The sequence below is a fragment of the Candidatus Zixiibacteriota bacterium genome, from assembly GCA_022865345.1.
Lineage (GTDB): Bacteria > Zixibacteria > MSB-5A5 > MSB-5A5 > RBG-16-43-9 > RBG-16-43-9.
Genome location: JALHSU010000007.1, coordinates 1 through 21,889 on the forward strand (window position 1 = coordinate 1; position 21,889 = coordinate 21,889).

16 protein-coding genes and 1 tRNA gene are annotated in these 21,889 nt (G+C 42.8%); 1 reads left to right on the top strand and 16 read right to left on the bottom strand.

Annotation, left to right across the window (positions count from 1 at the left end):
- Positions 1 to 288 precede the first annotated feature (288 nt).
- The 5 genes from MUP17_00260 to MUP17_00280 form a co-directional block, all read right to left on the bottom strand.
- Positions 289 to 945 carry a response regulator gene (locus MUP17_00260; protein ID MCJ7457413.1) on the bottom strand — a complete coding sequence of 219 codons (657 nt, stop codon included), beginning with the start codon at positions 943 to 945 and terminating at the stop codon, positions 289 to 291.
- A gap of 278 nt (positions 946 to 1,223) precedes the next feature.
- The gene (locus tag MUP17_00265; protein MCJ7457414.1) at positions 1,224 to 2,630 is read right to left on the bottom strand and encodes a sigma-54 dependent transcriptional regulator; all 1,407 of its coding nucleotides are present in this window, start codon (positions 2,628 to 2,630) and stop codon (positions 1,224 to 1,226) included.
- A gap of 141 nt (positions 2,631 to 2,771) precedes the next feature.
- Positions 2,772 to 4,328: an ATP-binding protein gene (locus MUP17_00270; GenBank protein MCJ7457415.1), complete on the bottom strand. Its 1,557-nt coding sequence runs from the start codon at positions 4,326 to 4,328 to the stop codon at positions 2,772 to 2,774.
- Between the two features lie 252 nt (positions 4,329 to 4,580).
- Positions 4,581 to 4,654 (bottom strand) — tRNA-Met (locus MUP17_00275).
- Between the two features lie 208 nt (positions 4,655 to 4,862).
- Positions 4,863 to 5,345 (bottom strand): VOC family protein, encoded by a 483-nt coding sequence (locus tag MUP17_00280; protein ID MCJ7457416.1) that lies wholly within the window; start codon positions 5,343 to 5,345, stop codon positions 4,863 to 4,865.
- A gap of 203 nt (positions 5,346 to 5,548) precedes the next feature.
- Here MUP17_00280 and MUP17_00285 point away from each other — a divergent pair, with 203 nt between their 5' ends.
- Positions 5,549 to 7,039: an ATP-binding protein gene (locus MUP17_00285; protein ID MCJ7457417.1), complete on the top strand. Its 1,491-nt coding sequence runs from the start codon at positions 5,549 to 5,551 to the stop codon at positions 7,037 to 7,039.
- A 162-nt stretch (positions 7,040 to 7,201) separates the two neighbouring features.
- Here MUP17_00285 and MUP17_00290 read toward each other — a convergent pair whose 3' ends face one another.
- The 11 genes from MUP17_00290 to tsaD all read right to left on the bottom strand — a co-directional run bounded on the left by MUP17_00290 (position 7,202) and on the right by tsaD (position 21,852).
- Complete coding sequence (locus MUP17_00290; protein MCJ7457418.1) at positions 7,202 to 8,200, bottom strand: MBL fold metallo-hydrolase; 999 nt, start codon at positions 8,198 to 8,200, stop codon at positions 7,202 to 7,204.
- Positions 8,197 to 8,679 (bottom strand): adenosine-specific kinase, encoded by a 483-nt coding sequence (locus MUP17_00295; GenBank protein ID MCJ7457419.1) that lies wholly within the window; start codon positions 8,677 to 8,679, stop codon positions 8,197 to 8,199. The genes MUP17_00290 and MUP17_00295 overlap by 4 nt, the downstream gene beginning before the upstream one ends.
- A 222-nt stretch (positions 8,680 to 8,901) precedes the next feature.
- On the bottom strand, positions 8,902 to 9,588 hold the full coding sequence (locus MUP17_00300; protein ID MCJ7457420.1) for a type 1 glutamine amidotransferase: 687 nt from the start codon (positions 9,586 to 9,588) through the stop codon (positions 8,902 to 8,904).
- Between the two features lie 208 nt (positions 9,589 to 9,796).
- Positions 9,797 to 10,588 carry a hypothetical protein gene (locus MUP17_00305; protein MCJ7457421.1) on the bottom strand — a complete coding sequence of 264 codons (792 nt, stop codon included), beginning with the start codon at positions 10,586 to 10,588 and terminating at the stop codon, positions 9,797 to 9,799.
- Between the two features lie 51 nt (positions 10,589 to 10,639).
- Positions 10,640 to 11,362: an SAP domain-containing protein gene (locus MUP17_00310; GenBank protein MCJ7457422.1), complete on the bottom strand. Its 723-nt coding sequence runs from the start codon at positions 11,360 to 11,362 to the stop codon at positions 10,640 to 10,642.
- 268 nt (positions 11,363 to 11,630) lie between these two features.
- A complete protein-coding gene (galT, locus tag MUP17_00315; protein ID MCJ7457423.1) occupies positions 11,631 to 12,629 on the bottom strand; it encodes a galactose-1-phosphate uridylyltransferase in 999 nt (332 codons plus the stop codon).
- A gap of 180 nt (positions 12,630 to 12,809) precedes the next feature.
- Positions 12,810 to 13,268, bottom strand: coding sequence for a transposase (locus MUP17_00320; GenBank protein MCJ7457424.1), 459 nt, complete (start codon positions 13,266 to 13,268; stop codon positions 12,810 to 12,812).
- Between the two features lie 140 nt (positions 13,269 to 13,408).
- On the bottom strand, positions 13,409 to 14,407 hold the full coding sequence (locus tag MUP17_00325) for a potassium channel protein (protein MCJ7457425.1): 999 nt from the start codon (positions 14,405 to 14,407) through the stop codon (positions 13,409 to 13,411).
- A gap of 129 nt (positions 14,408 to 14,536) precedes the next feature.
- Positions 14,537 to 15,697 carry a cation:proton antiporter gene (locus MUP17_00330; protein ID MCJ7457426.1) on the bottom strand — a complete coding sequence of 387 codons (1,161 nt, stop codon included), beginning with the start codon at positions 15,695 to 15,697 and terminating at the stop codon, positions 14,537 to 14,539.
- Positions 15,698 to 15,887: 190 nt separating this feature from the next.
- Entirely contained in the window at positions 15,888 to 20,528 is a 4,641-nt protein-coding gene (locus MUP17_00335; GenBank protein ID MCJ7457427.1) for a PAS domain S-box protein, read from the bottom strand.
- A gap of 313 nt (positions 20,529 to 20,841) precedes the next feature.
- Positions 20,842 to 21,852, bottom strand: a complete 1,011-nt coding sequence (tsaD, locus tag MUP17_00340; GenBank protein MCJ7457428.1) for a tRNA (adenosine(37)-N6)-threonylcarbamoyltransferase complex transferase subunit TsaD — start codon at positions 21,850 to 21,852, stop codon at positions 20,842 to 20,844.
- Positions 21,853 to 21,889 lie beyond the last annotated feature (37 nt).

The window sequence follows — 21,889 nt, forward strand, 5'->3', positions numbered from 1 at the left end:
AAGGTCTGGTTAAGTTTTTCTTTGGTATCTATCATAAAGACCTCTGCGATTTAAGATTATTTAGGTCCGCTTTATCCTTGTGAAAATCTTCACAAATTACCTCAAAAAAAAGCTCCCGTATATCATATACTATACAACTAGGATATGTCAACAAAAATTATTAAATCCTATAAAAGAAATCTCAAAAGGATAGCCCCCATGTCTTTGGTTTATATAGGGTCTTTCTATTTTTTTCAGATGGGTTCTTGAGTAAAGAACCCATCTGACTTTTAGATAGTAGAGTTTCCTTTACAATTTCAAAGGCTTTTTTCCAAAAACCACTTTGAAAACGCCAGTGATTATAGCGAAAATAACTATAGGACCCAAAGCGATAAAGAATAATCTGGACCAAAGGGTGGCTAAAAATGATCTTATTGGACCAACCTTTCCTTCTTCGGCAGGGATTGGTGTCACTATCGGAGTAACTAAGGCTTCATCCTGGGTAGCCTCCACCCTCTCTTCAGTTCGGGCAATAATCCTTTTTACCTCTGCTTCAATTGCTGACTCAAGTTCTGGCCCCTCCTTTTTAGGTGTCTTTGACTGTTCCAAGGCATTGATTAAAGCATCTTTCAACTCCTCTGGGGTGAAAGGCTTTGAAACATAATTAGATACCCCTAACTTCATCGCCTGTACCGCAGATGCCACAGAAGGATAACCTGTTATCATTACTACGATTATATCAGGATGGTTCTTCTTTATAATCCTCAAAACCTCCATCCCGTCTATCTCCGGAAGCTTCCAGTCAACTAAAACCGCATCATATTTATCCTCCTCGATCTTCTTTAAACCTTCTCTGCCGTTCATAGCTCCATTTACCTCAAACCCTTCATCGTGTAATATCCTTCGGCAGCTATCTAAGACGATTGGTTCATCGTCTATCACCAGTACGTTCTTTCTGTCCTTCATCTTGCTTACCTCCTCTAATTGTTAGCTTGTTACTTTTTTCACAAACTTATTTAAAGCAAGTAGAATGCCAATTAGCAGGTTCGATCAGTACACTAGTCTTTAAGATGTTATAAAATAATGACTTATAACAAAATAAAAACTGAGAGGAGTTTCGGAAGGAATAGAACTAAGAAGCTCTTGTATATTTTTTTTATGCGGACTTGATAATTAAGTTGTTGTAAATACGTGGCTTATGCCAAAAAGCAGATGTATAACTTATCACTAAATGTATAAAAGTTTTATTCGTTTTCATCTTTTACTCTTATATTATACTTTCTCATTAAAGCTTGAAGATTAGTCCTCTGCATCCCAACCTCTTTGGCTGTCCTAGTGACATTCCAGTCGTTCCGATTCAGGGCCTCCAGTACAAACATCTTCTCAACGTTCTCCACCGCGCTTTCCCTGAGATATTTCTTCATCTGCTTCAACTCTTCAGAGTCCCTGGGGATTTTGGTATCCATATCTGCGCCTTTTCCTAAAATCGATGCGGGCAGGTATTCTGAAATGATGGTCTGGCTTTCCGCCATAACCACAGCCCTTTCTATTACGTTCTCCAACTGCCTGACATTACCGGGCCATTCGTAGTTAATCAGTTTATTCATTGCCTCTACTGAGATGCTTTTTATATCCTTTCCCATCTCCTGGTTGAATTTCTTCAGGAAATGGTAAGCCAGAATCGGGATGTCGTCTTTTTTCTCACGTAAAGGAGGGATGGTGATTGAAACCACATTTAACCTGTAATAGAGGTCATCCCTGAACCTTTTTTCACTTACCAGCTTCTCTAAATTCTTATTGGTAGCAACGATGAAGCGCAGATCCACTTTTTTTGTCTGAACCCCTCCCACTGGCAGAAATTCCTGCTCCTGGATGACCCTCAAAAGTTTTCCCTGGATAATGGGGTTTATATCTCCGATCTCGTCCAAGAAAACTGAGCCCCCATCTGCCACTTCAAAGATTCCCGGTTTGGTGGATATCGCTCCGGTAAAAGAGCCTTTCACGTGTCCGAAAAGCTCGGATTCTAAAAGGTCCTGGGACAGGGCCCCACAGTCTACCGGGAAAAAAGGCTTATTCTTCCGGTTACTGTTGAAATGAATAGCCCTGGCAATTAACTCCTTTCCAGTTCCGCTTTCACCATAGATTAAAACCGTGCTATCTGTAGGAGCTACCTTACGTATGAATTTGAATACCTCCTGCATCTTAGGGCTATTTCCCACGATATTCTCAAAAGAATACTTAGCCTCTAATTCCTTGTGCAGGTAGATATTTTCAAAAATCAGTTTTTTTTTATCCAGGGCTTTTTCCACCACCACGACCAGTTCTTCCGGGGTGAACGGTTTCGGTATGTAATCTAAAGCGCCCATTCTCATTGCCTGGACCGCGGTTTGCACGGTGGAGTATCCGGTTATCATTATCACGATTATCTCAGGGTCTTTCTCCTTTACCTTTACTAAAAGCTCCATCCCGTCCATTCCCGGCATTTTCAGATCGGTGATGACGATGTCGAAGCTCTCCTGATTCAGCTTTTCTAAGGCTTCTTCCCCGGATAAGGAAAATTCCACCTCATACCCCTCAGGTGAAAGTATCCTCTGCACGCTTTTGCAGATCACCACCTCATCATCCACCACCAAGATTCTGCCTTTTGCCATCTTCTGTCTTTATCTCCTTGTATGAGTATTATACAAATATAAAGAGCACTGTAGCGTCCTCACTCCTGTGAGGACGATCATGTGTTATGAATGCCGTTGCCACTGGAGTGGCAACGCTACTGTCTGTCATTTCCAGAGATCTCATAAAGGCAACTTAACTGTGAAAGTCGATCCTTTTCCTAACTGGCTTTTCACCTCTAAAAATCCGTCATGCCTCTGAATTATCCCGTAGCTGACCGAAAGCCCCAAACCGGTCCCCTTCCCTGATCTTTTAGTAGTGAAAAACGGGTCAAAGATCTTGGACAAGTTCTCCTCATGAATTCCAGAGCCCGTATCAGTGAAGTTCACTTTCAAAAACCTGCTGTCTGAGTCCGTCTCTGTCTCTATGGTCAGGGTACCGCCCTGAGGCATCGCTTCTGCCGCATTTAAGATTATATTTACAAAAACCTGTTTTATCTGGTCCGTATCCATCATTACATCTGGCAGCCCTTTCTTTAGTCTTTTTTCTATCTTTATGTTCTGGAAAAGAGCCTGAGTCTCAAGTAATGAAAGGGTCTCCTCAACCACCTTGTTTATATCGGCTGGAGCTTTAGAGGGCTCTGTCTGACGTGCAAATTCCAAAAGTCCTTTTACGATCTTCCTGCAGCGGGTGGTCTCATTAACAATGATCTCCAAATCCTCTTTCATCTGAGGATTATCCTTATGTTCCTTTAAAAGCAGAGAGCTGTAAGTCAGAATACCAGTCAGGGGGTTATTTATCTCATGGGCAATCCCGGCAGCTAATTTTCCCAGGGAAGCTAATTTCTCTGACTGAACTAATTGTTCCTGGGTTTTCTTCAACTCCCGGGTCCTGTCCTCCACTCTTTTCTCCAATACTTTACTCCATTCTTTCAACTCTTCCTGAGCCTTGGCTAAATCCTTGGTCATCCGGTTAAAGGAGTTGGCTAACTCTCCTATCTCACTTTTAGATTCTATTTTCAAAGCATTTTCCAGATCCCCGGAGGCAATCCTTTTGGTCTCATCCACTAAAGCTCTTACTGGTCGGCTTACTGACCTTCGAACAAATATTCCGATGGTCATCGAGATACCTAAAAAGAGGACAATGGCAAAGGCTAAAGTTTTCTTCTGATTCCCCTCTATCTCGCTGTCCACATCTTCCAGGGACATCCCTATATCCAGGACCCCCAGGACTTTTTGGGTGGATGAATGAGCATGGCAGTTTGCAGTGTAACAATCCTTTTCATTATAGATAGGATTTATCATTGCCAGGACCCGGTGCCCTTCTTTACTCTTGTAGATTCTATTCCTTTCCGGCATCGGGAGTTTCTCTAACGGCTTCTCAGCAGAATGGCAGGCATAGCAGGCTTCTGCCTTTTTATCCACCATTGTGCCGATATCCTTTTTATCAGTGGAGAACATTATGGTCCCCTCTTTGTTGAAAATCCTGATCTTTTCAATCCCTTCCTGCTCACCAATCGTCTCGATGATATTGTGCACCGCTTCGCTTTCATATTTTAACATATCGTAGCGCGTGCTCCTTTTAACCGTCTCGCTGATTCGGGAAGCTCCTTTCAAAACCTCGCCGATCAACTGTCTTTTCTGGGAATTTATGCTCACAAAGGTGAAAATCCCTAAGGCAATAATCAGAATAGACCCCACGAATAAGATTAATTTAAACCCTAAGCGATTATACCACATATGAAAAGCTCCTTAATCCAAAAACTAATATAAGACCTCAAAAATTAAATGTCAAACCCTTAACCAAGAAAATATACAGAATAAAAAAATGATACATTTGTATCCTGTTGGTGGAACAGGCATCTTGCCTGTCTGTTTTTGGAGCGCAAGAGCTTGCTCTTGCCTTTTTGAAAAGATTTTTGTAGGGACAGCCCTTGTGGCTGTCCGCATTAGGATTCGGACAGGGACAAGCCCTATCCCTACAGAAAAAAATAGCGGCGAAGGGATTCGAACCCCTGACTAAAGGATTATGATTCCTCTGCTCTGGCCAGCTGAGCTACGCCGCCAAGTCGTCAGGATATTTACGATAAAAAACAAAAATTGTCAAGGGAAAATAAGCAGGAACTGGAGTGTAAAGCTTTACCATTAACCTGATGGTCACTAAGAAATTCAATCTCGGCAAACCTATCCGAGAAACGGATCCATAGGAAAGGTTTGCACTCCAGGATCACTGAAGAAACTACTTTTTCAGAGCTCTTTCATTCCGGGACTATACTAACGCTTAAACGACTTCAGCCATTCCTGTTGTCCCTTTTGCATCTCCTCAGGCGTGAGAACATATTTATATGTGGCAATTACCCAGCAATGTCCGTACGGATCTTTCACTTTACCCATCCTGTCACCCCAGAACATATCTGACGTTGGCATCATTACCTTGCACCCCGCGGAAGTTGCTCTTTTAAATACAGAGTCACAGTCTTCCACGTACATGAAAAGACTTGCTGTGGCGAAATTTTCAGGACCCTTTTCCCATTCGCCCTGCATCGCATCAGCTAACATTATGTGCGAATTGCCGAACTTCAGCATAGCGTGCATAACTCCCTTACCATCCGGTGTCGGCGCAATAGACCCCATAAGTTCTGCCCCGAATGCTTTTTGATAGAATTCGATCGCCTCACGGCAATTGCCATTGAAAAACAGCATTGTCGTCAAGGTATTCATCCCCTCTGGAACAGGTCTTGGAGCGGGTTGAACCATTTAAACCTCCTTTTGACTTGTTTACTCTGACCAGCTATCACGGCGTCACTTTTCAGGGTATTTACGATAAAAAACAAGGCTTGTCAAGCTAAATGTATTATTCATTTTTCACCAAAAAATCCTTGCTAAATACATCTAAAGAACTAAATTGTAAAAAGAAATTATTCAACCTTTTATTTTCTTTATAAGAAGGAGAAGAAAAAATGGAAGAAGAGCTCAGAGCGAATTCGAGTCCAGATGAGAGTGGATTCTACAAAGGCCTTGCGCAGGCACCACTTCATTTCAATAACATGGTCGCTGAGTTGATAGACAATGCCATTTCCGCGAAGGATAAAGATTTTAATGTTTACATAGACATTTCAAGCGAAGAAAAAGGAGGGGATAATTACATTGTAAGAATTTGGGATGATGTGCCTGGAATTTCATTGACTAAACTTAAGAACGAAGTTTTTAAGACGGGGTGTCCTCCTTCGACAGGGTCTGACTTGAACGAGCACGGATATGGGTTGAAGAATGTTTTGTCTAAAGCTCAGGAGCTTACCAAGGCAGATTGGACCTTTCAAACACGGGATCGGGATGCAATTCAAAACAATGTATTCTATGAATGCCGTCGACCGTTATCATTTTCTCAGCAAATTTTCAAAAGGGATGGAAAGGAATGGCAACCGTTCGGACCACAGTCCACTGGAACTATCGTTACCTTACATCTTCCTCTTACTTATCTTCAAACTGTTGCAGTTGCCCCTGGAAGGCGTGGGTCACTGCCAGCAAATATCTCTACAATCATGGATTACCTCAGAGAACATCTAGGCGTCTACTACCGTGGTTTTCTTGAAAAAGGAATCAAAGCAGATGGGAAAATTTTCACATCTATCGAAATGATTAGTCCCGACCCGGTAAGCCATATTTTGCCCGATTATGAATCAAAAAACTCAATCGGACCGATTTCAATCAATTACAAAGGCAGAAAAATAAATGTGGAAGGTGAAATCGGTCTAATAATGAAGGAATCAGCGGAGACAAAGAAGAGAAAATTTTATTATAAGCATGCTCCAGATTCTCAGGGGGTAGATTTTCGTATAGGAAGGAGAGTAGTTGCCACTCGTCTTATAAGTGAAATATGGGATAGAGAAAGACACCCTAGTTTGAATGGCATTGCCGGAGAGATTAGATTCCCTGAGCACGAAGATGCCAAACCCCCGACCCTAAACAACAAGACCAGTCTTAATTTTGATAGTGAGATCTGGTCATCAGTCATTCAGGCAGTGAATCAGGATATTCCTCCCGATAAATTACCACATGGTGGTGGTAAATCAGAAGGAGACCTGAGGGAAGAATTGTATACTCATATAAAAGGTCTGGCTAAGTTAACTCATGAAGTCCAGCAAGACTATGATTGCGGCAATGGAGTCTACGTGGATGTGTATTGGAATCAAGCTCCGACTAAAGATATAGACATCTATGAAGTAAAGAAGGGAAAAGCAAAGGCCCTGGATGTTTACCAACTAGTAATGTATTGGGATTCACTAGTGGCTATTGGAATTCAACCTTCGCATGGGCATCTTGTCTCAGATGGGAAAACTTCCGGTGTGGATTCATTTCTAAAACTAATGCTATCAAGGAAAGATACCAAGAATACAAAGTATAATCTTGTTCAAGAAAATTGGTCAGTGCACGGGATTAAAACAGATTAAGCTTAAGTTAATTTAGAATGATGACAGTTTTCACTAAGGATGGTTTTTAGTGTTATCAGGCGTTACCTCCTGGCAACATTCTCAGTCTTTGAATGGACAGAACAATATTCTGTCCCTACACCCGCTTTTCATCATCCATCTGTAATTCGTCATTGTTTTTTATTACCTAAACAAATCATAATTCATCAGTATCTCTTTACTCAATCTCTTATCAAATTTCGTTGTCTCTTTTAATTCCTCTGCATCAAAGCCCAATTTCTTCAGATGTTCCACAAATTCCTTAAAGCCGTGCACAACGTAAATCTTCTCAGGGTTGGATTCTTTTGCATATTCCAAAAGCTCCTTAAAATCCGCATGGTCAGACAAGGGGAAGACCTCGTCCACGTTGTAGGAGTATTTTGCCCCATTATCCATTCCCCAGCCGGATAAAAAGGCGATTTTTTTATGCGGAAGCTCATCCACCATCTTGTGCCTTCTGCTCCAGGGAGTAGAAATCAGAACCTTGTCTTTCAGGTTTCCGTGTTCGTACGGTTCATAATTTTTAAACTTTACCCCGAACTCCTCATAGATTTTAGCCAAACTGTAAATCGCGCCGTGCAGGCTCAATTTAAAACCTTTATCCCCTAAAAGCTTTATCGCCTCCTGGGCTTTTCCGAGAGAATACGCCAGTATCACCGGAACTTTTTTTTGATTCAAAGCCCTTTCCACAAAATCTGTAATCTTGTGATAAATCTCCTCCACAGGTGGAAAAATATACCTTGGCAGACCAAAAGTCGATTCCATAATCAAAATGTCACATTTCTTGATCTCACCTCTTTTGGCGGTCAGAGATTTTCTTAATTTGAAATCGCCAGTATAGACTATCTTTGTCCCGGCTATATCAAGTAAAATCTGGGCAGAGCCAAGGATATGCCCGGATGGAAAAAGCTCGACCTTCACCCCTTTTACTTTCTTTGGAACGTTATATCCTAAGGTTATCGCTTTAATCTTTCCCAGGCGATGCTCATATAAAGCTCTGGTCTCCTCAGTTGCCAGAATCTCCTTATGCCTGGCAACGTGGTCGATATGAGCGTGCGAGATAAAGGAGAAATCGCTCTTTTTCCGGGCATCTAACCAGAAAAGCGTATCTTTGATATGAATTCCATTGGTGTATTCGATCATAACTTGTAACCGATTTTACGCAAGAACTCCTTCCGGTGTTTTTTATCCTCCTCTTTTTCGATTCCTTTCGGCTTGAAACCGTCTATGACGCCAAGAATACCCCTGCCTTGTTCGGTCTCCGCGATTACTACCTCAACCGGATTAGCAGTAGCACAGAATATACTGCAGACCTCAGGGCAGCTCTTTACGGCGTTCAGAACATTTATGGGAAAAGCGTCTTTGATATAGATGATGAAAGTGTGACCCGCTCCGATGTCAAAAGCAGAAGTTTCAGCTAATTTTTTTAGCTCCTCATCATTCCCCTCAGAGCGAACCAGACAGGGACCTGAAGCCTCACAAAAGGCAAGACCGAATTTTATCCCCGGGACGGAACTGACCATAACCTCATATAAATCCTCTGCGGTTTTGATAAAATGAGTCTGCCCCAAGATTACGTTCGTACCTTCAGGAACTTTTAATTTGTAGATTTTTGTTTCCATAAATCCTCCATTTCTCTGTAGTTGCCCAATTCATTGGGCTTGTTATCAAATTATTGCTTTTCGTAGCGCGAGGCTTTTAGCCTCGCTCAGGCGACCCTGAAAGGGTCGCACTACGAGTTCTTGCTCGATGAATCGAGCAACTACATTTTCCCGCTCCAGGGCGGATGCTAACATCCTGAAGAAAGCGGTATAACATCCCACAGGGAGCAAGGGGCCACATCTTTATCTCTTAAGAAAATTATCCAATAACAAGAATGCAAGTCTTTTCATCTTCTTTTCTCTGGTTTTAGATTCTTTCACCACTTTCTGTTTAGTCTTATAAACTCTTTTTAGGTCATTCCTGTATTTATCTGCCCAAATACTAACGTCCTGGGAAGTGACCTCAAGATGAAACTGTAAAGCAAGGGTATTTTTATAACTGAACGCCTGGTTTTTGCAATCGATCCCCTGGACAAGTAATTTTGCCCCTTTTGGTATGTCAAACGTATCTCCGTGCCAGTGGAACACAGGAAATCTGTTCGGAAACCCTTTGAAAAATCGATTCTTTTTACCATCAGGGGTGAGTTTTACCTCATATCCTCCAATCTCCATTACCGGATTTCTGCTCACTTTTGCTCCAAGCAGCCGAGCCAATAATTGACCTCCAAAACAGATACCAAGATAAGGTTTATTTAACTGGATAACCTTTTTCAAATATCTCCATTCATTACTCAGGAAACGATATTTATGCAATTCATAAGCAGAAATTGGAGCTCCGCCAGCAATGAAAGCATCGAATTGTTTTATGGAAGGAAATCTTTTTCCAGAGTAGGCAGGGAAAACATAATAATCTATCCCTTTTTCTTTAAGATACTCTTCATATAATCCAATGCCTTCTGTCTTACAGTTCTGGATAATTAAAACCTTCATAAGAACAACCTGATATCAAAATGTCTAATTCTTTTAATTTGAGCTGCCCTCAAATTTATTGCACCGAACGTTTTACTCAAAAACGACCTTGCTGAACGAACTACAATACTTCATTAACTGTGAACTAAGCAATGTTCAACTCTGACTTTCCAGGGCGAGACGTTTTTGTTCGTGCTATGCTGAGGGACGCAAGAAAAGTGTCACCAATCTATTCTTCGACAGTAGCACTTTCGTCAACAAAAACACGTTTGGTCTCTGGAACAATGCCACCGGACACGGTCACCTTTAATTTGAATATGCTCGAGCGAATAATGGCACCTCGCATACGAATAGCATAGACATCAGTAACTTGAATGTTAGCCCCCACCGCTTTCTTGTCTCGGCTATCCAAGCGCACTTCTTCAATGTTGGACATTCTATGTACCTTGTTGGCTTCCTGAATTGCTCGTTCCTTCAGCAACCCATAGAGCTTATTACTAAGAGAACTGAGTTCTTGTTCTAACGTAGCTTTTCTTGATTCCCAGGACATCAGGGCTGTCTTGGCAGATGTTGTCCATTCGCCTTCGGGATGCTTGGAGATATACGTCTGCAGCGAGTTGATAATATCGTCGCAACTTTTCATCCGCACAGCGTAGTCGGTGGAATGTTGCATTATCTGTTCTGCGGCATCTTGGAGCTTCTGAACTGCTTCGAAGTCCAGTTTGCGATTGATGTTCTCTTGTATCGAAGCCTTCTTTGACTGCCAACTCTCCAAAGCTGAATTCGCAGTTATATTCCATTCACCCTTAGGATGCCTTTTCACAAACTCCTGTAAAGCCTTGATGACATCTTCACATGCTTTGAGCTTGGCGGAATCGTCACTCGTCCCCTGGATACTCTGTTCTGTTGTAATCTGCAATAGTTTTATAGGCTCATAGTCCTTTTTAGGATTCGAGCATGAAGTTAAAAGCAGAGCAACCAAAACAAATAGCAAAGAGGAATAGATTTTTGTGGGTCTCATACTGCCTCCTTTCATTTTAGACTACGTCTCTCAGACTAATTTGCACACGCCTTAAGAAACTGGGATTCCGACAACTCTTATGCCAAATTCTTTGAGGAAATTAAATGTTTCGATGATCACGGGCTCATCAAGATCATCTTTGTCTCCCACGACAACAATTATTAGATTGTCATGATATCTTCGATTCTTATAAAAGATTAACTGTCCGATTAATCTAAACATTTCGCTCGTATTGTTTAAGAGAGATTCGGAAAGCTTGACTTCGATACCGACCTTACTGCTGTCAATGTCCAAGTCAATTTTTAAACCTAGGTTACCACCAATAAAGAATTGAGACATAACATGCTTGTAGAATCCTGCAAGATAGTCACCTATTATTTCTTCAGCATCTTTTTCATCTCTAATTTCTCGTTTGTTAATTTTGAGCTTTTCTAAATTTTCAATAACATTATCAATCGTTGGCTCTATAAATTCAGGTGTTTTTTTTATTTGCTCAATTATTTTTCCAGTCAAACCTATGTCAACAATTCCTAAGATACGCTCAATCATTTCCCCCTTATTCCCAATTTCTAGCTTAAATTCATGACAAATTGCCTTTAACTCGTCATTTTTGAGTAATGAAATTAGACTGTGTGGATCTGGAGCTTTTTGTACAATACGTATTATTAAGTCTTGCTTATTTCCTTTATCGTCTATATCTAAGTTGTAGGCAATGTCTTTTAATTCTGTGACATACAGAATATTGAGAATATCAGTAAGACTTACTTTTTCCATTTGATTCTCTCTGTTTATGGTTTGAAAATCGTGGCCTCAACATAAAATGCACTATAAACTTACCTATGTAGTTTCACCTCACTTGGCTATTACCGAACTGGTTCGGATATAATGAATAAAATAATATTCGGAATATCAACCCTTTTCCTCTCCCCATGCTTTTTTCAATCCCTCAGTGTCAAATACATAGTCACATACTAAAACCACCCTCCATTTTTTGACACTGATTATGGTAACCCTGCTACTCTGAAAATCTCTTAAGACCTCCTTATCTCAGAAACTCCGCAGTCTCCTCAGGCAGGGAAGTGTTGATATAGACTCCAGAGCCTAACTCGAATCCTGCTGGAGTGGTGAGCCTGGGAAGTATCTGGATGTACCAGTGGTAAAAGTCCTCATTCGAATCTCTTATCGGAGCAGTGTGCAAAACCAGATTATAGTCCGGATCAGACAATCTGTCACGGAGCCTTGTAAGAACTTCCCTCAGTACGAAAGCTAATTTTTTAGCTTCATCTACGGATATGTTCCCAAAGCCAGCGTTATGCTCCTTTGGCACTATCCAGATGCCGAAAGGAACCTGTGAGGCAAAAGGTGAAAAGGCGACAAACGATTCGGTCTCTAAAATCACCCTTTTTTTAAACTCCAGTTCTTCTTTGATCATATCGCAGAAAACGCAGCTGCCGTGGTCATCATAATACCTGGTAGCTTCTTCTAAGAGATGCCTGATATGAGTAGGCACCAGAGGCATAGCAATAAGCTGGGAATGAGGATGCACCAGAGAGGTTCCAGCAGCTTTCCCATGATTTCTGAAGATTATGACTATCTTGATCTCCTTATCCGCACAAAGCTCTCTGTATCTTTCCCTGTAAACTAAACAGACCTCCTCCACCTGTTTTAAGCTCATATTCCCTAAGGAGAGGTTATGCTGGGGAGATTCGATAATCACCTCGTGTCTTCCATAACCTCCCATCTTCAGGAAAAACCCTTCAGTCTCCCTCATCAACTCCATCCCCGGGCTGACTGCTGCAAATTTATTTGGAATTATCCTCACCCACCAGCCCGGCTTATCCTTTTGTGTCCCTTCCTGGCGAAAAGAGACGATCTCACCGGGTGATTGAGATTCGTTTCCCGGGCAGAAAGGGCAGTCCGGGTCAAAAGCCGGCAGGACTTTTTTCTTCTCTTTAAGCTGAAAATCGTGAGGCCTTTTGGCTCTTTCCGTAGCTATGATCACCCACTCTTTAGTTGCGCGGTTTTGTCTTATCTCTGGCATAAGATTTCCCTTTTTGTATCTGTAGCGTCCTCTCTCCTGAGAGGACGAAAAATCGTTGCCACAGGAGTGGCAACGCTACTGTCATCTTTCCCTGTAGCGTCCTCACTCCCGTGGGGACGATTGTCCTTTACGTAGCGTCTTCACTCCTGTGAAGACGGTCCTTTATAAGCCGTAGCGTCCTCACTCCTGTGAGGACGTTTTTTCGTTGCTACCTTCATTTATTACTAACTCACAACATTTATATTGCATGTACTCTTGTACCAATCCTTTTCTTACTGGATTATTAAGGATATAGTTTGCAACATCTACCGCGTTTTCTTCTTTTCTTAAGACATGTTCGTAAAAACCCCTCTGCCACAAGTTTTTCCTGGCAGATTTAGTGCTAAACGCTTTGAATCCTCTTACAAAGTTTCTCAAGTCTTTTGGAGATTCAGTGGCTTGAACTAATATATGCAAATGGTCGGGCATAAGACAGTAGGAAAGTAATTTATATCCATAAAGCTCAACCGAATTTTTAAGTATCTCTACAATTTGTTGATTAATGGCCGGATCCACGAAAATATTCTGCTTTTCAGCGGCTCCAATGATTGTATGATATATTGAAAAGGGAGAGGTATAATCGAATCCTTTTAATCTCACAGAACGAGATTTTCCCCAAGTTTTGTATGGCGGTGTATACCCTGTCATAGAGTGAATACTCTATAAAATTGTTTCCCCCTGTAGCGTCCTCACTCCCGTGAGGACGTTTTTCGTTGCCACAGGAGTGGCAACGCTACAACTTAACTACTGGTCAATTTTTCTAACTTCTCCAAATCCTCTCTTTTCCCGATAGCGATTAAGGTATCACCTGGCTCCATTTTAGCATCAGATGGGGGAGTAAAAAGCATCTGCCCGGTTTTCTTGTGAATACCTAAAACGATTACCCCTACTTTAAGTCTGAGTTCGCAATCTTTCAAGGTCGAATTTGAAATAGTGCTTCCTTCTTTAACCTCTAATTCCTCAATCCTCATCTCCATCCCTTGAGCTGATGTTGCCACCTGCATAAAATCTACTAAGTGAGGCCTTAAGGCTGCGAGCGCCATCCTGGTCCCTCCCAGAGTGTGCGGTGAGATCGCTCTATTTGCCCCTGCCCTTAAAAGCTTTTTCTCAGACTCCTCTGTCTCAGCCCGTGCCACGATGACTATATCCGGATTCAACTCTCTGGCTGAAAGGGAGATGACCACGTTGTCTGCCTCTGATGCGACTGCGGAGATTAACCCTTTTGCCCTTTTTATCCCTGCCTCCTCTAAAACCGAATCTAAGGTAGAATCGCCCTGAATCACCAGGACTCCGTCTTTTATAGCTTTTTCCACAACAACAGGATCTTTCTCCACTACTGTACACGGTACCTGACGCGAGGAAAATTCGCTGTAGATCTGCTGGCCTACTTTTCCATATCCGCAGATAATATAATGGTCTTTTATCTCCTGAATTTTTTTGCTCATCTTTCTCCTCCCTAAAATACTCCTGATTTGCCCTTCTAACATCAACTGTGCTCCAGCCCCAACTGCATAGAGTGTAGTTCCTACTCCGAAGATTATGAAAAATATGGTGAATACCCTGCCAGTTGAGGAAAGCTGATGCACCTCCTGAAATCCAACAGTGGATATGGTTATAACGGACATATACAAAGAATCTAAGATATTCCATCCCTCTATCAAACTATATCCCAGGGTGCCGATCAGGATCACGACTAAAAGAGCACCCAAAGCGATTTTTAGTTTTTTCTCTGCTTCCAAACTATTTTATGAATTAAAGGTTTTTCTTCTCACGTTCTGAATCAGACCTCTCAAAATCGGCGGAACTGTAGCGTCCTCACTCCTGTGAGGACGTACCTCCGTTGTCTCAGGAGAGACAACGCTACAGTCTCAAGTCTCTCTTCTCACGTTTTTAGTCAACCCCCTCAAAATCGGAGGAGTTACCAGGGTAGTTGCCATCACCATAAATATGATCACAGTGTAAAGGTCTGAAGTTATAGCCTTCATGCTCATGCCGATCGAAGCGATGATCATTCCCACTTCTCCACGAGGCACCATTCCAAACCCGACCATTAAAGCATCCTTTTTTCCTAAGTTCAGTGCTCCCAGACCACATCCTAAGAGTTTTCCTAAGACTGCGAAAAGAGTTATGACCAGAGCCGCCCACAGAAGCGCCGGCTTGGCAAATATGGAAAGGTCAACCCAGCTTCCCAAGATTACAAAGAAAAAAGGAACCAGGAAGTTGTATAGAGATTCTGTTTTTATCGATAGGTTATACTCTAAATTCAGCCCTGAAAGAACCATCCCGGCTAAGAATGCTCCAACTATGGCAGCCAAGTCTATGTAGCTGGCAACTGCAGATAGAAAAAGACAGAAAAGAATTGCCAGGGAAAAGACTGCGTCCCTGGTACGAAAACTTGCCACTCTGGGAATCATCCGGTGAACTACCTTTCGACCTATTATTATCAGAAAAGCTATGAACCCGACTGCCTCCAGGACGATTAATCCTATTTTGACAAAAGACAAAGTTCCTTTCCCCAGACCAGTCACAATGGCCAAGACCAGCAGACCGATTACATCATCAATCACCGCCGCACCTAAGATGACCCGGGCAACTTTCGTGTCCAGAATACCGAGATCCGCAAATACCCGGGCGGTGATACCTACGCTGGTCGCCACCATAGCCGCACCGATGAACATTGCCTCTACTGTGGTGTGATCTATTATCAGCACGTAAAGGTATCCAAAGATGAAGGGAAAGATCACGCCCAGGAAGGCAACTACCAGCGAAGTTCTCCCCACGGTCATAATGTCTTCGACCTTGGTCTGCAGCCCGACAGTGAAAAGAAGGATTATCGCTCCGATCTGAGCCAATACCGGAAAAATCTCCGAGGTACCGATGAGATTAAAAACCTGGGGTCCCAGAATGACCCCGGCTAAAATTTCGCCGATCACCGCGGACTGTTTGAATCTCTCAAATACTTCCCCTAAAAGCTTGGCTGAGGCATAGATTAAAAATAGGCTGAAAAGGATCTGGGTGATGTTTTCCATTTTTTATTCCGTAGCATCCTCACTCCCGTGAGGACGACAACTCGTTGCCTCAGGAGAGGCAACGCTACCACATAAATTAAAGAATTCTTTTCACCTCTAATTTCATCTTTGGATAGAGAAATGTCAATAAAAAAAGCCGTGGAGTTTTTACCACAGCTTCCAATCCAGTCGAGTTACTATAAAAAATCATCTAACCAGACGTAACCTTTTCCAGTTTCTTTTCCTCCCTTTTCTTTTTAATCTTCTGGGCGTCATTCAAGATCTCAAAAAGCTTTTTTACCTCAAAAGGTTTAGCCATCAAAAGGTCTACCGCGTGAGCTTTTAATCTTCTGGAATCTACCTGGGTTCCCCAGCCGGTGACCATCACGATGACCACGTCCGGGTTTAAAGATTTTAACCTGTCCGCCACTTCCCATCCGGACATCTCCGGCATCGAAAGGTCGGTGAACACGATGTCGAATTGCTCCTTTTCGAAAAGCTCCACCCCTCTTAGACTGTCATCCACAACTACAGCTTTATACCCCCTGGATTGAAGGATGTCGCAAAGCAACTCCCGGATTGCAGGTTCGTCATCGATTATCAAGATATTTTCCGTGGCACCCTCTTCAGGCTTCTCCTGTTTGCCTCCTTTTTTGTCCACGATTTTCCTCAAAGGCAGCTTTACGCTAAAAGTAGTTCCTTTCCCTTCCTGGCTTTCAATTGAGATTTCGCTATTATGCCTGATTACAATACCATAAGCCAGACTCATGCCCAAGCCATTCCCTTTAGGACCTTTGGTGGTGAAGAAAGGATCAAAAACCTTCCTCTGGATCTCCTCAGACATACCTATCCCGGTATCGCTAACAGAAGCTAAAACGTGACTCTCGTTTGACCGGGAGGAAACGAAAAGAGTGCCTCCATTTGACATGGCATCGATGGAATTCAGGATCATATTGACAAAAACCTCTCTGAGCTCTGAAGGGTTTCCGGCAATCAGGGGAAGGTTTCTATCTAAATCTGTTTCCACCTGGATTAGAATCCCTTTTTTCTGAGCTTCATCTTTCCATTTATGCATGGTTATCTCCAGGGACTCTTTTAAGATCTCATTTATATCGAGTAGAATGAAGTTTTCATCCGTTCTTAATCGGGTGAACTCCTGTATTCGTCTCACTGTCTCTGCGCCATCCAGTGCAGCTTTCTCTATTACCTTCAGCCCTTTTCTGGTATCCTGTTCTTTGGCGGAAAGGAGCAAGAGCTGTGCTCTTCCCAGGATAGCGCCCAAAAGGTTATTGAAATCGTGGGCAACCCCTCCAGCCATCTCACCTAAAGCCCTCAGCTTCTCAGATTGAACTAACTTCTCCTGGGCTTCTTTCAATCTGGCATAAGCCTGTTTCAAACCTTCAAACAGCTTGGCATTCTCAATTGCCACTACTGCCTCATTTGCCAGGATGCTAAGAAGGGTCAAATGGTTTTGATTAAACTGTTTTAAACCTAACTTTGAGAGGGTAATAACTCCTCTGACTACTCCTTCATAGATCATAGGTGAGGCCATTATAGATTCGTCCACATACGGTGTTCCAGGGATGTGCCGGCAACGGGGATGCCTTTCACCATCATCAATTACCTGACCCTCTCCAGTCTGGGCAACCCAACCAGTTATCCCTTCTCCGACTTTTAGACGCAAAACCTCTTCGGTTTCATCTTTATATTCTTCGACCTCGCTACCGAAGGCTATGGGGATAAGCTCTTCTCTACTATCGTTCAAAAGAAAAACTCTGCAGTTATCAAACTCTATAACCTTCTTGATCTCATCCATTACTGCTGAAGCCACGGTCTTTACGTCGTTCAATTTATTCAAGCGGTTGGTGATGTTCCTGATAGCTTCTAACTGGACGATCCATTGCTCAGCCTCCCTGAAAAGATGCGCATTCTCCACTGCCATCCCGATCTGGTTGCCGATCGAAGCCAAAAGCTGAATTTCATCCGAATTATATCTTCGATCTTGCTGGGTGATAACGAAAAGGGTGCCTAATATCTTACCCTTGGATTTCAAGGTAACTCCCAGATAAGAATGAAGCCCTTCTCTTTTCATGACCATACGCGTCAATCTGGGATCTTGGCTGATGTCCTCAACTGTTATCGGTTCCCCGGTTAAAGCTATTCTCCCGGAAAACCCCTCACCTAATTTGAGCCTATCGACCTCCCTAATCGCTTCCGGGGAGAGTCCTTTACAGGACTTTAACTCTAACACTTTATCGGTTTGATTGAGAATGTAGATTCCTCCAGCCTGGCAATCAGTCAATTCTAAGACCTTATCCAGAGTCTCATTTAAGATTAGATCCAGGTTCAAAGATTGGTTGGTAATGGAGGAGATGGCATTCAAGGCTGAAAGCTCCTTGTTCGCCTGGATTATCTTCTGCTCGATCTTTTTGCTCTCGGTGACATCTTCAATTAATAAAATAGCTCCCTCTGGATTCCCCTGTGGGTTAAATAGAGGCACTCCATTTACCGAAAGTATGGTCTTCTTGCCGTAGAGTGAAACAAACGGGAAGACCTGATAAGCAAAAGGGGTTCCGGCTAAAAGGGTCTCCATCTGCTGGACTACACCACTTCCTACGACATTTGGCATTTGAGTTATCTTCATACCTATGGCTCTGGACTTTCCTCCTTTTTCCACTCCCATAATCTGGCTCATCTTAGGGTTCTCATAGACGATTTTCCCCTCTCTATTCAGCCTGAGAACACCGAGCGGGAGTTTTTCTACGATCTCCTGGTTGAATTCTTGTAAATACTTTATCTCCTCTTCTGCTTTTTTCCTCTGGGTTATGTCTATGTCCATACAGATGAACTCTTTCTTACCACCAGAGGAAGGTATGGGGAAAACTGTGGAGTAAACAGTTATCTCATTCCCATTCTTGTTTCTGCATTTCCATTCAGAGGGTTCAGATGGCTTATTCAACCCATCCAAGTTTTTTAAGATCTTGTGAAACTCCTCCGCAGATTCCTTATCCAGTATCAATTGATCTATAGTCTTTCCTAATGCCTCCTTTTGTGTCCAGCCGAATAACCTTTCAGCCGCTTTGTTCCAGTATATTATGTTGCCATTTATATCATACCCCTCGATAGCCACATTCGGGGTATTTTCTATTATGGCGTTCAATCTCTCTTCGCTTTCCCGCAAAGCTTTCTCGGCCCGCTTTCGGTACAATGCTTCAACAAAAGCTACGGATAAAGCCTCTATAGCTTCCTGATCAGCCAGATCATACCCCAACTTCTTGTTGGCTAAGCCGATCATACCAAAATACCTGCCTGCACGTTTCAATGGAACGCCTAAAAAGGAGGTTATCGGCGGATGACCTTCAGGAGTACCCACTCGGTCGGGATGGGATAAGGGGTCGTTGACTATCAGGGACTTACTGTCCTTAAGTGCCCTACCCCAGATTGCTCGAATCTCCATATCTTTAATCATCACCACTGCCTCTGACTTTGGCATTCTGCAGGCATCGAAGCCTGGATCACTCAAGGCAATAGTATCAAAGCGACCTGCCTGATTCAGTTCGCCGATGAAACCAAACTTGCTACCAGTCAACTCCTCGGCTAAGGCGAGACACTTCCGAGCAACCTCTTCATCTGTTTCACACGCCAAAGTCTCTTGAAGTACTTTGTTTATCACTTTCAACACGGCGTTTTGCCTTAAGACTTCTTGCTCCGCCTGCTTGCGCTCGGAGATGTCTGAACTTATTCCGATTGAACCTATGGGATTCCCTTCCTGATCCTTAAGCAAAGAAACCGATATGCTTATAGGAGCCCGGCTTCCATCTTTTCTAAGCAAACTGGTTTCAAAATTCTCTATCAAACCAGATTCTTGTAACTTTCCTTGGATATGTTCAAGCTCTTTTTCATCGGCGTAGAAATCGAAAATCCTTTTTCTGCCAATGACCTCTTCTGCTTTATAGCCGGTTAGCCTTTCTGCTCCCTGGTTGAAAATGGAGAAGTTCCCCTGGTTATCGATCACCGTTATCGCCACCTGGGAAGTATTTATGATATTATCTAAATAGTCTTTAACTTTCTTCAGTTCCTCTTCAGCATTTTTCTTTTCACTTATATCTTTCAAAAAGCAGTAAGAGGCAATCTTTCCCTGATACTCTATAAGGGTAACCCTCATCTCCACATCTTTCCTCTGGCCATTTTTAGTCAACAGAGTAAATTGATAATGATCCGGGACCTCTTCCCCCCTTTGTCTCTTTGTGTAACGGTCGATTATCAGCTCCCTGCATTCTGGAGCAATTCCTTCACGGAAATCAGCTTCCTGTAGTTCCTCCCGGCTGTAACCGGTCAGCTCCACTAATTTTTGATTGAACAATTTGATCTGATCGTCCTGCACGATGGCAATGGCATCATTAGATTTCTCGATTAGATTCCCGTATTTTTCTTCAGATTCCCTTTTCTCCTTTTCCCTCTCAGAGATGTCTCTAAACAATTCGATTATCCCTTTCAACCCTCCCTTTTTATCCTTTAAAGGAGAAGCGGTTATCTCTACAATTTTTTCCTCCTCTTTGCCTTTATATTGATGGATAACCCCAAGTGGAGGATTGCCTTTAACGACCTCATTTAGTGGACAGACCTGGTCTGACATATGGCAGGGTTTATCCAAATTATGCGTCACCTGGTAACAATATCTCCCGATGACCTCAGCTATAGATTTTCCTCTGTTTTCCAGAAATTTCTGATTAGCATAAACGATTTTGTAGGCAGTATCCAGGATCAGAACTTCTTCTCCCAAAGCGTCCAGAAGCTCTTCTTTTCTTTTGGATAGGGAAGTCAGAAGGTCTTTTTTCTTAAAGATACCCATAATAGTTATTTACCCCACTCTAAGCGGCTTTTCCTTAGATTAGCTCATATATTTTATCGACATCCTCAGGGAAAAAATTCTGTCTGAAGGAAAAAAATACAGGGGGGTATCTATATTGCTGCCTTGGAGGTTTTATTTAAAAAAACTATTGTCCCGTCTTGAGGGCAAGGAGGAGCTACCGAGCGGTAGAACAGACATTTCCTACGGATCCATTTCTTGGACTTGTCTGTTCAGTCAGACAGGAATGTCTGACCTACCAACAATCATCCCAGGTTGTCCTCAACCTGGGTCGATTTCATTTTAATAATGAAATTTATACTTTTTGCTCTAAGGAAAGATGAGGATAGGCATTCAGGTCCAAAGGAGATTTTTCTCCCTTCTTTAGATGAAAATATCCAGCTGCTGCGATCATCGCCGCATTATCCGTGCATAAGACAGGGGAGGGAATGTAAAGTTTTGGTCCTTCCTTAATAGCTTCCGAGCTTAATTTTTCTCTCAAACGGCTGTTATTTGCTACCCCTCCGGCTATGGCTATCTGGTTGACTTTAAGCTCAAATGCGGCTTTAAGAGATTTGTCGACCAGCACGTCAACTATCGCCTCCTGAAACCCCTTGGCTATGCAAGCTCTTTGTTTTTCTTTTTCCTGGGATGAGAGTTTTGACACATATATAGCCACAGCGGTTTTGAGCCCGCTAAAGGAGAAATCAAAACTACCTTCCTCTAAAAAAGCCCTGGGAAATCTGACCCCCCCAGACTCGCATTTTTGAGCTATTTGGTCGATGGAAGGACCTCCAGGATATTCTAAGTCGAGTATCCTCGCCACCTTGTCAAACGCTTCGCCTGGCGCATCATCTCTGGTTCTCCCTAAGACTCTGTAATCACCTTTGTCTTTGACATGGACCAGGGTGGAGTGCCCGCCTGATACTACCAGGCATACAAAAGGAGGAAAAAGCTCGGGATGTTCCAAGAAATTGGAGAAGATATGTCCCTCTAAGTGATTTATCCCTATGAGCGGCTTTCCCAGAGAATAAGATAATCCTTTGGCAAAACAGAGGCCAATTAAAAGTGAGCCAACCAGGCCCGGTCCGCAGGTTACAGCTATGCCGTCGATCTTATTTAAACTGACCTTTGCCTCTTCCAGAGAAGCCTTCAGGAGCGGAAGAATGGTTTTAATATGTTCCCTGGAGGCAAGTTCAGGCACTACCCCCCAGTATTTCTTATGAACCCATTGAGAGAAGACCACGTTTGAGAGGACCTTCTGACCATCCTCAATCACAGCTACTGCCGTCTCGTCGCAGGAGCTCTCAATCCCTAACACCACCATACTACTTAATCTCGATAGTAAAGCTATCAGGCTCAGC

What these genes read in the sequence shown, in the direction of transcription:
- MUP17_00280 (MCJ7457416.1), bottom strand. Translation starts at nt 5,345, where the DNA reads ATGGTTCAACCCGCTCCAAGACCTGTTCCAGAGGGGATGAATACCTTG.
- tsaD (MCJ7457428.1), bottom strand. Translation starts at nt 21,852, where the DNA reads ATGGTGGTGTTAGGGATTGAGAGCTCCTGCGACGAGACGGCAGTAGCT.
- MUP17_00330 (MCJ7457426.1), bottom strand. Translation starts at nt 15,697, where the DNA reads ATGGAAAACATCACCCAGATCCTTTTCAGCCTATTTTTAATCTATGCC.
- MUP17_00335 (MCJ7457427.1), bottom strand. Translation starts at nt 20,528, where the DNA reads ATGGGTATCTTTAAGAAAAAAGACCTTCTGACTTCCCTATCCAAAAGA.
- MUP17_00310 (MCJ7457422.1), bottom strand. Translation starts at nt 11,362, where the DNA reads ATGGAAAAAGTAAGTCTTACTGATATTCTCAATATTCTGTATGTCACA.
- MUP17_00300 (MCJ7457420.1), bottom strand. Translation starts at nt 9,588, where the DNA reads ATGAAGGTTTTAATTATCCAGAACTGTAAGACAGAAGGCATTGGATTA.
- MUP17_00290 (MCJ7457418.1), bottom strand. Translation starts at nt 8,200, where the DNA reads ATGATCGAATACACCAATGGAATTCATATCAAAGATACGCTTTTCTGG.
- MUP17_00305 (MCJ7457421.1), bottom strand. Translation starts at nt 10,588, where the DNA reads ATGAGACCCACAAAAATCTATTCCTCTTTGCTATTTGTTTTGGTTGCT.
- galT (MCJ7457423.1), bottom strand. Translation starts at nt 12,629, where the DNA reads ATGCCAGAGATAAGACAAAACCGCGCAACTAAAGAGTGGGTGATCATA.
- MUP17_00260 (MCJ7457413.1), bottom strand. Translation starts at nt 945, where the DNA reads ATGAAGGACAGAAAGAACGTACTGGTGATAGACGATGAACCAATCGTC.
- MUP17_00270 (MCJ7457415.1), bottom strand. Translation starts at nt 4,328, where the DNA reads ATGTGGTATAATCGCTTAGGGTTTAAATTAATCTTATTCGTGGGGTCT.
- MUP17_00295 (MCJ7457419.1), bottom strand. Translation starts at nt 8,679, where the DNA reads ATGGAAACAAAAATCTACAAATTAAAAGTTCCTGAAGGTACGAACGTA.
- MUP17_00285 (MCJ7457417.1), top strand. Translation starts at nt 5,549, where the DNA reads ATGGAAGAAGAGCTCAGAGCGAATTCGAGTCCAGATGAGAGTGGATTC.
- MUP17_00265 (MCJ7457414.1), bottom strand. Translation starts at nt 2,630, where the DNA reads ATGGCAAAAGGCAGAATCTTGGTGGTGGATGATGAGGTGGTGATCTGC.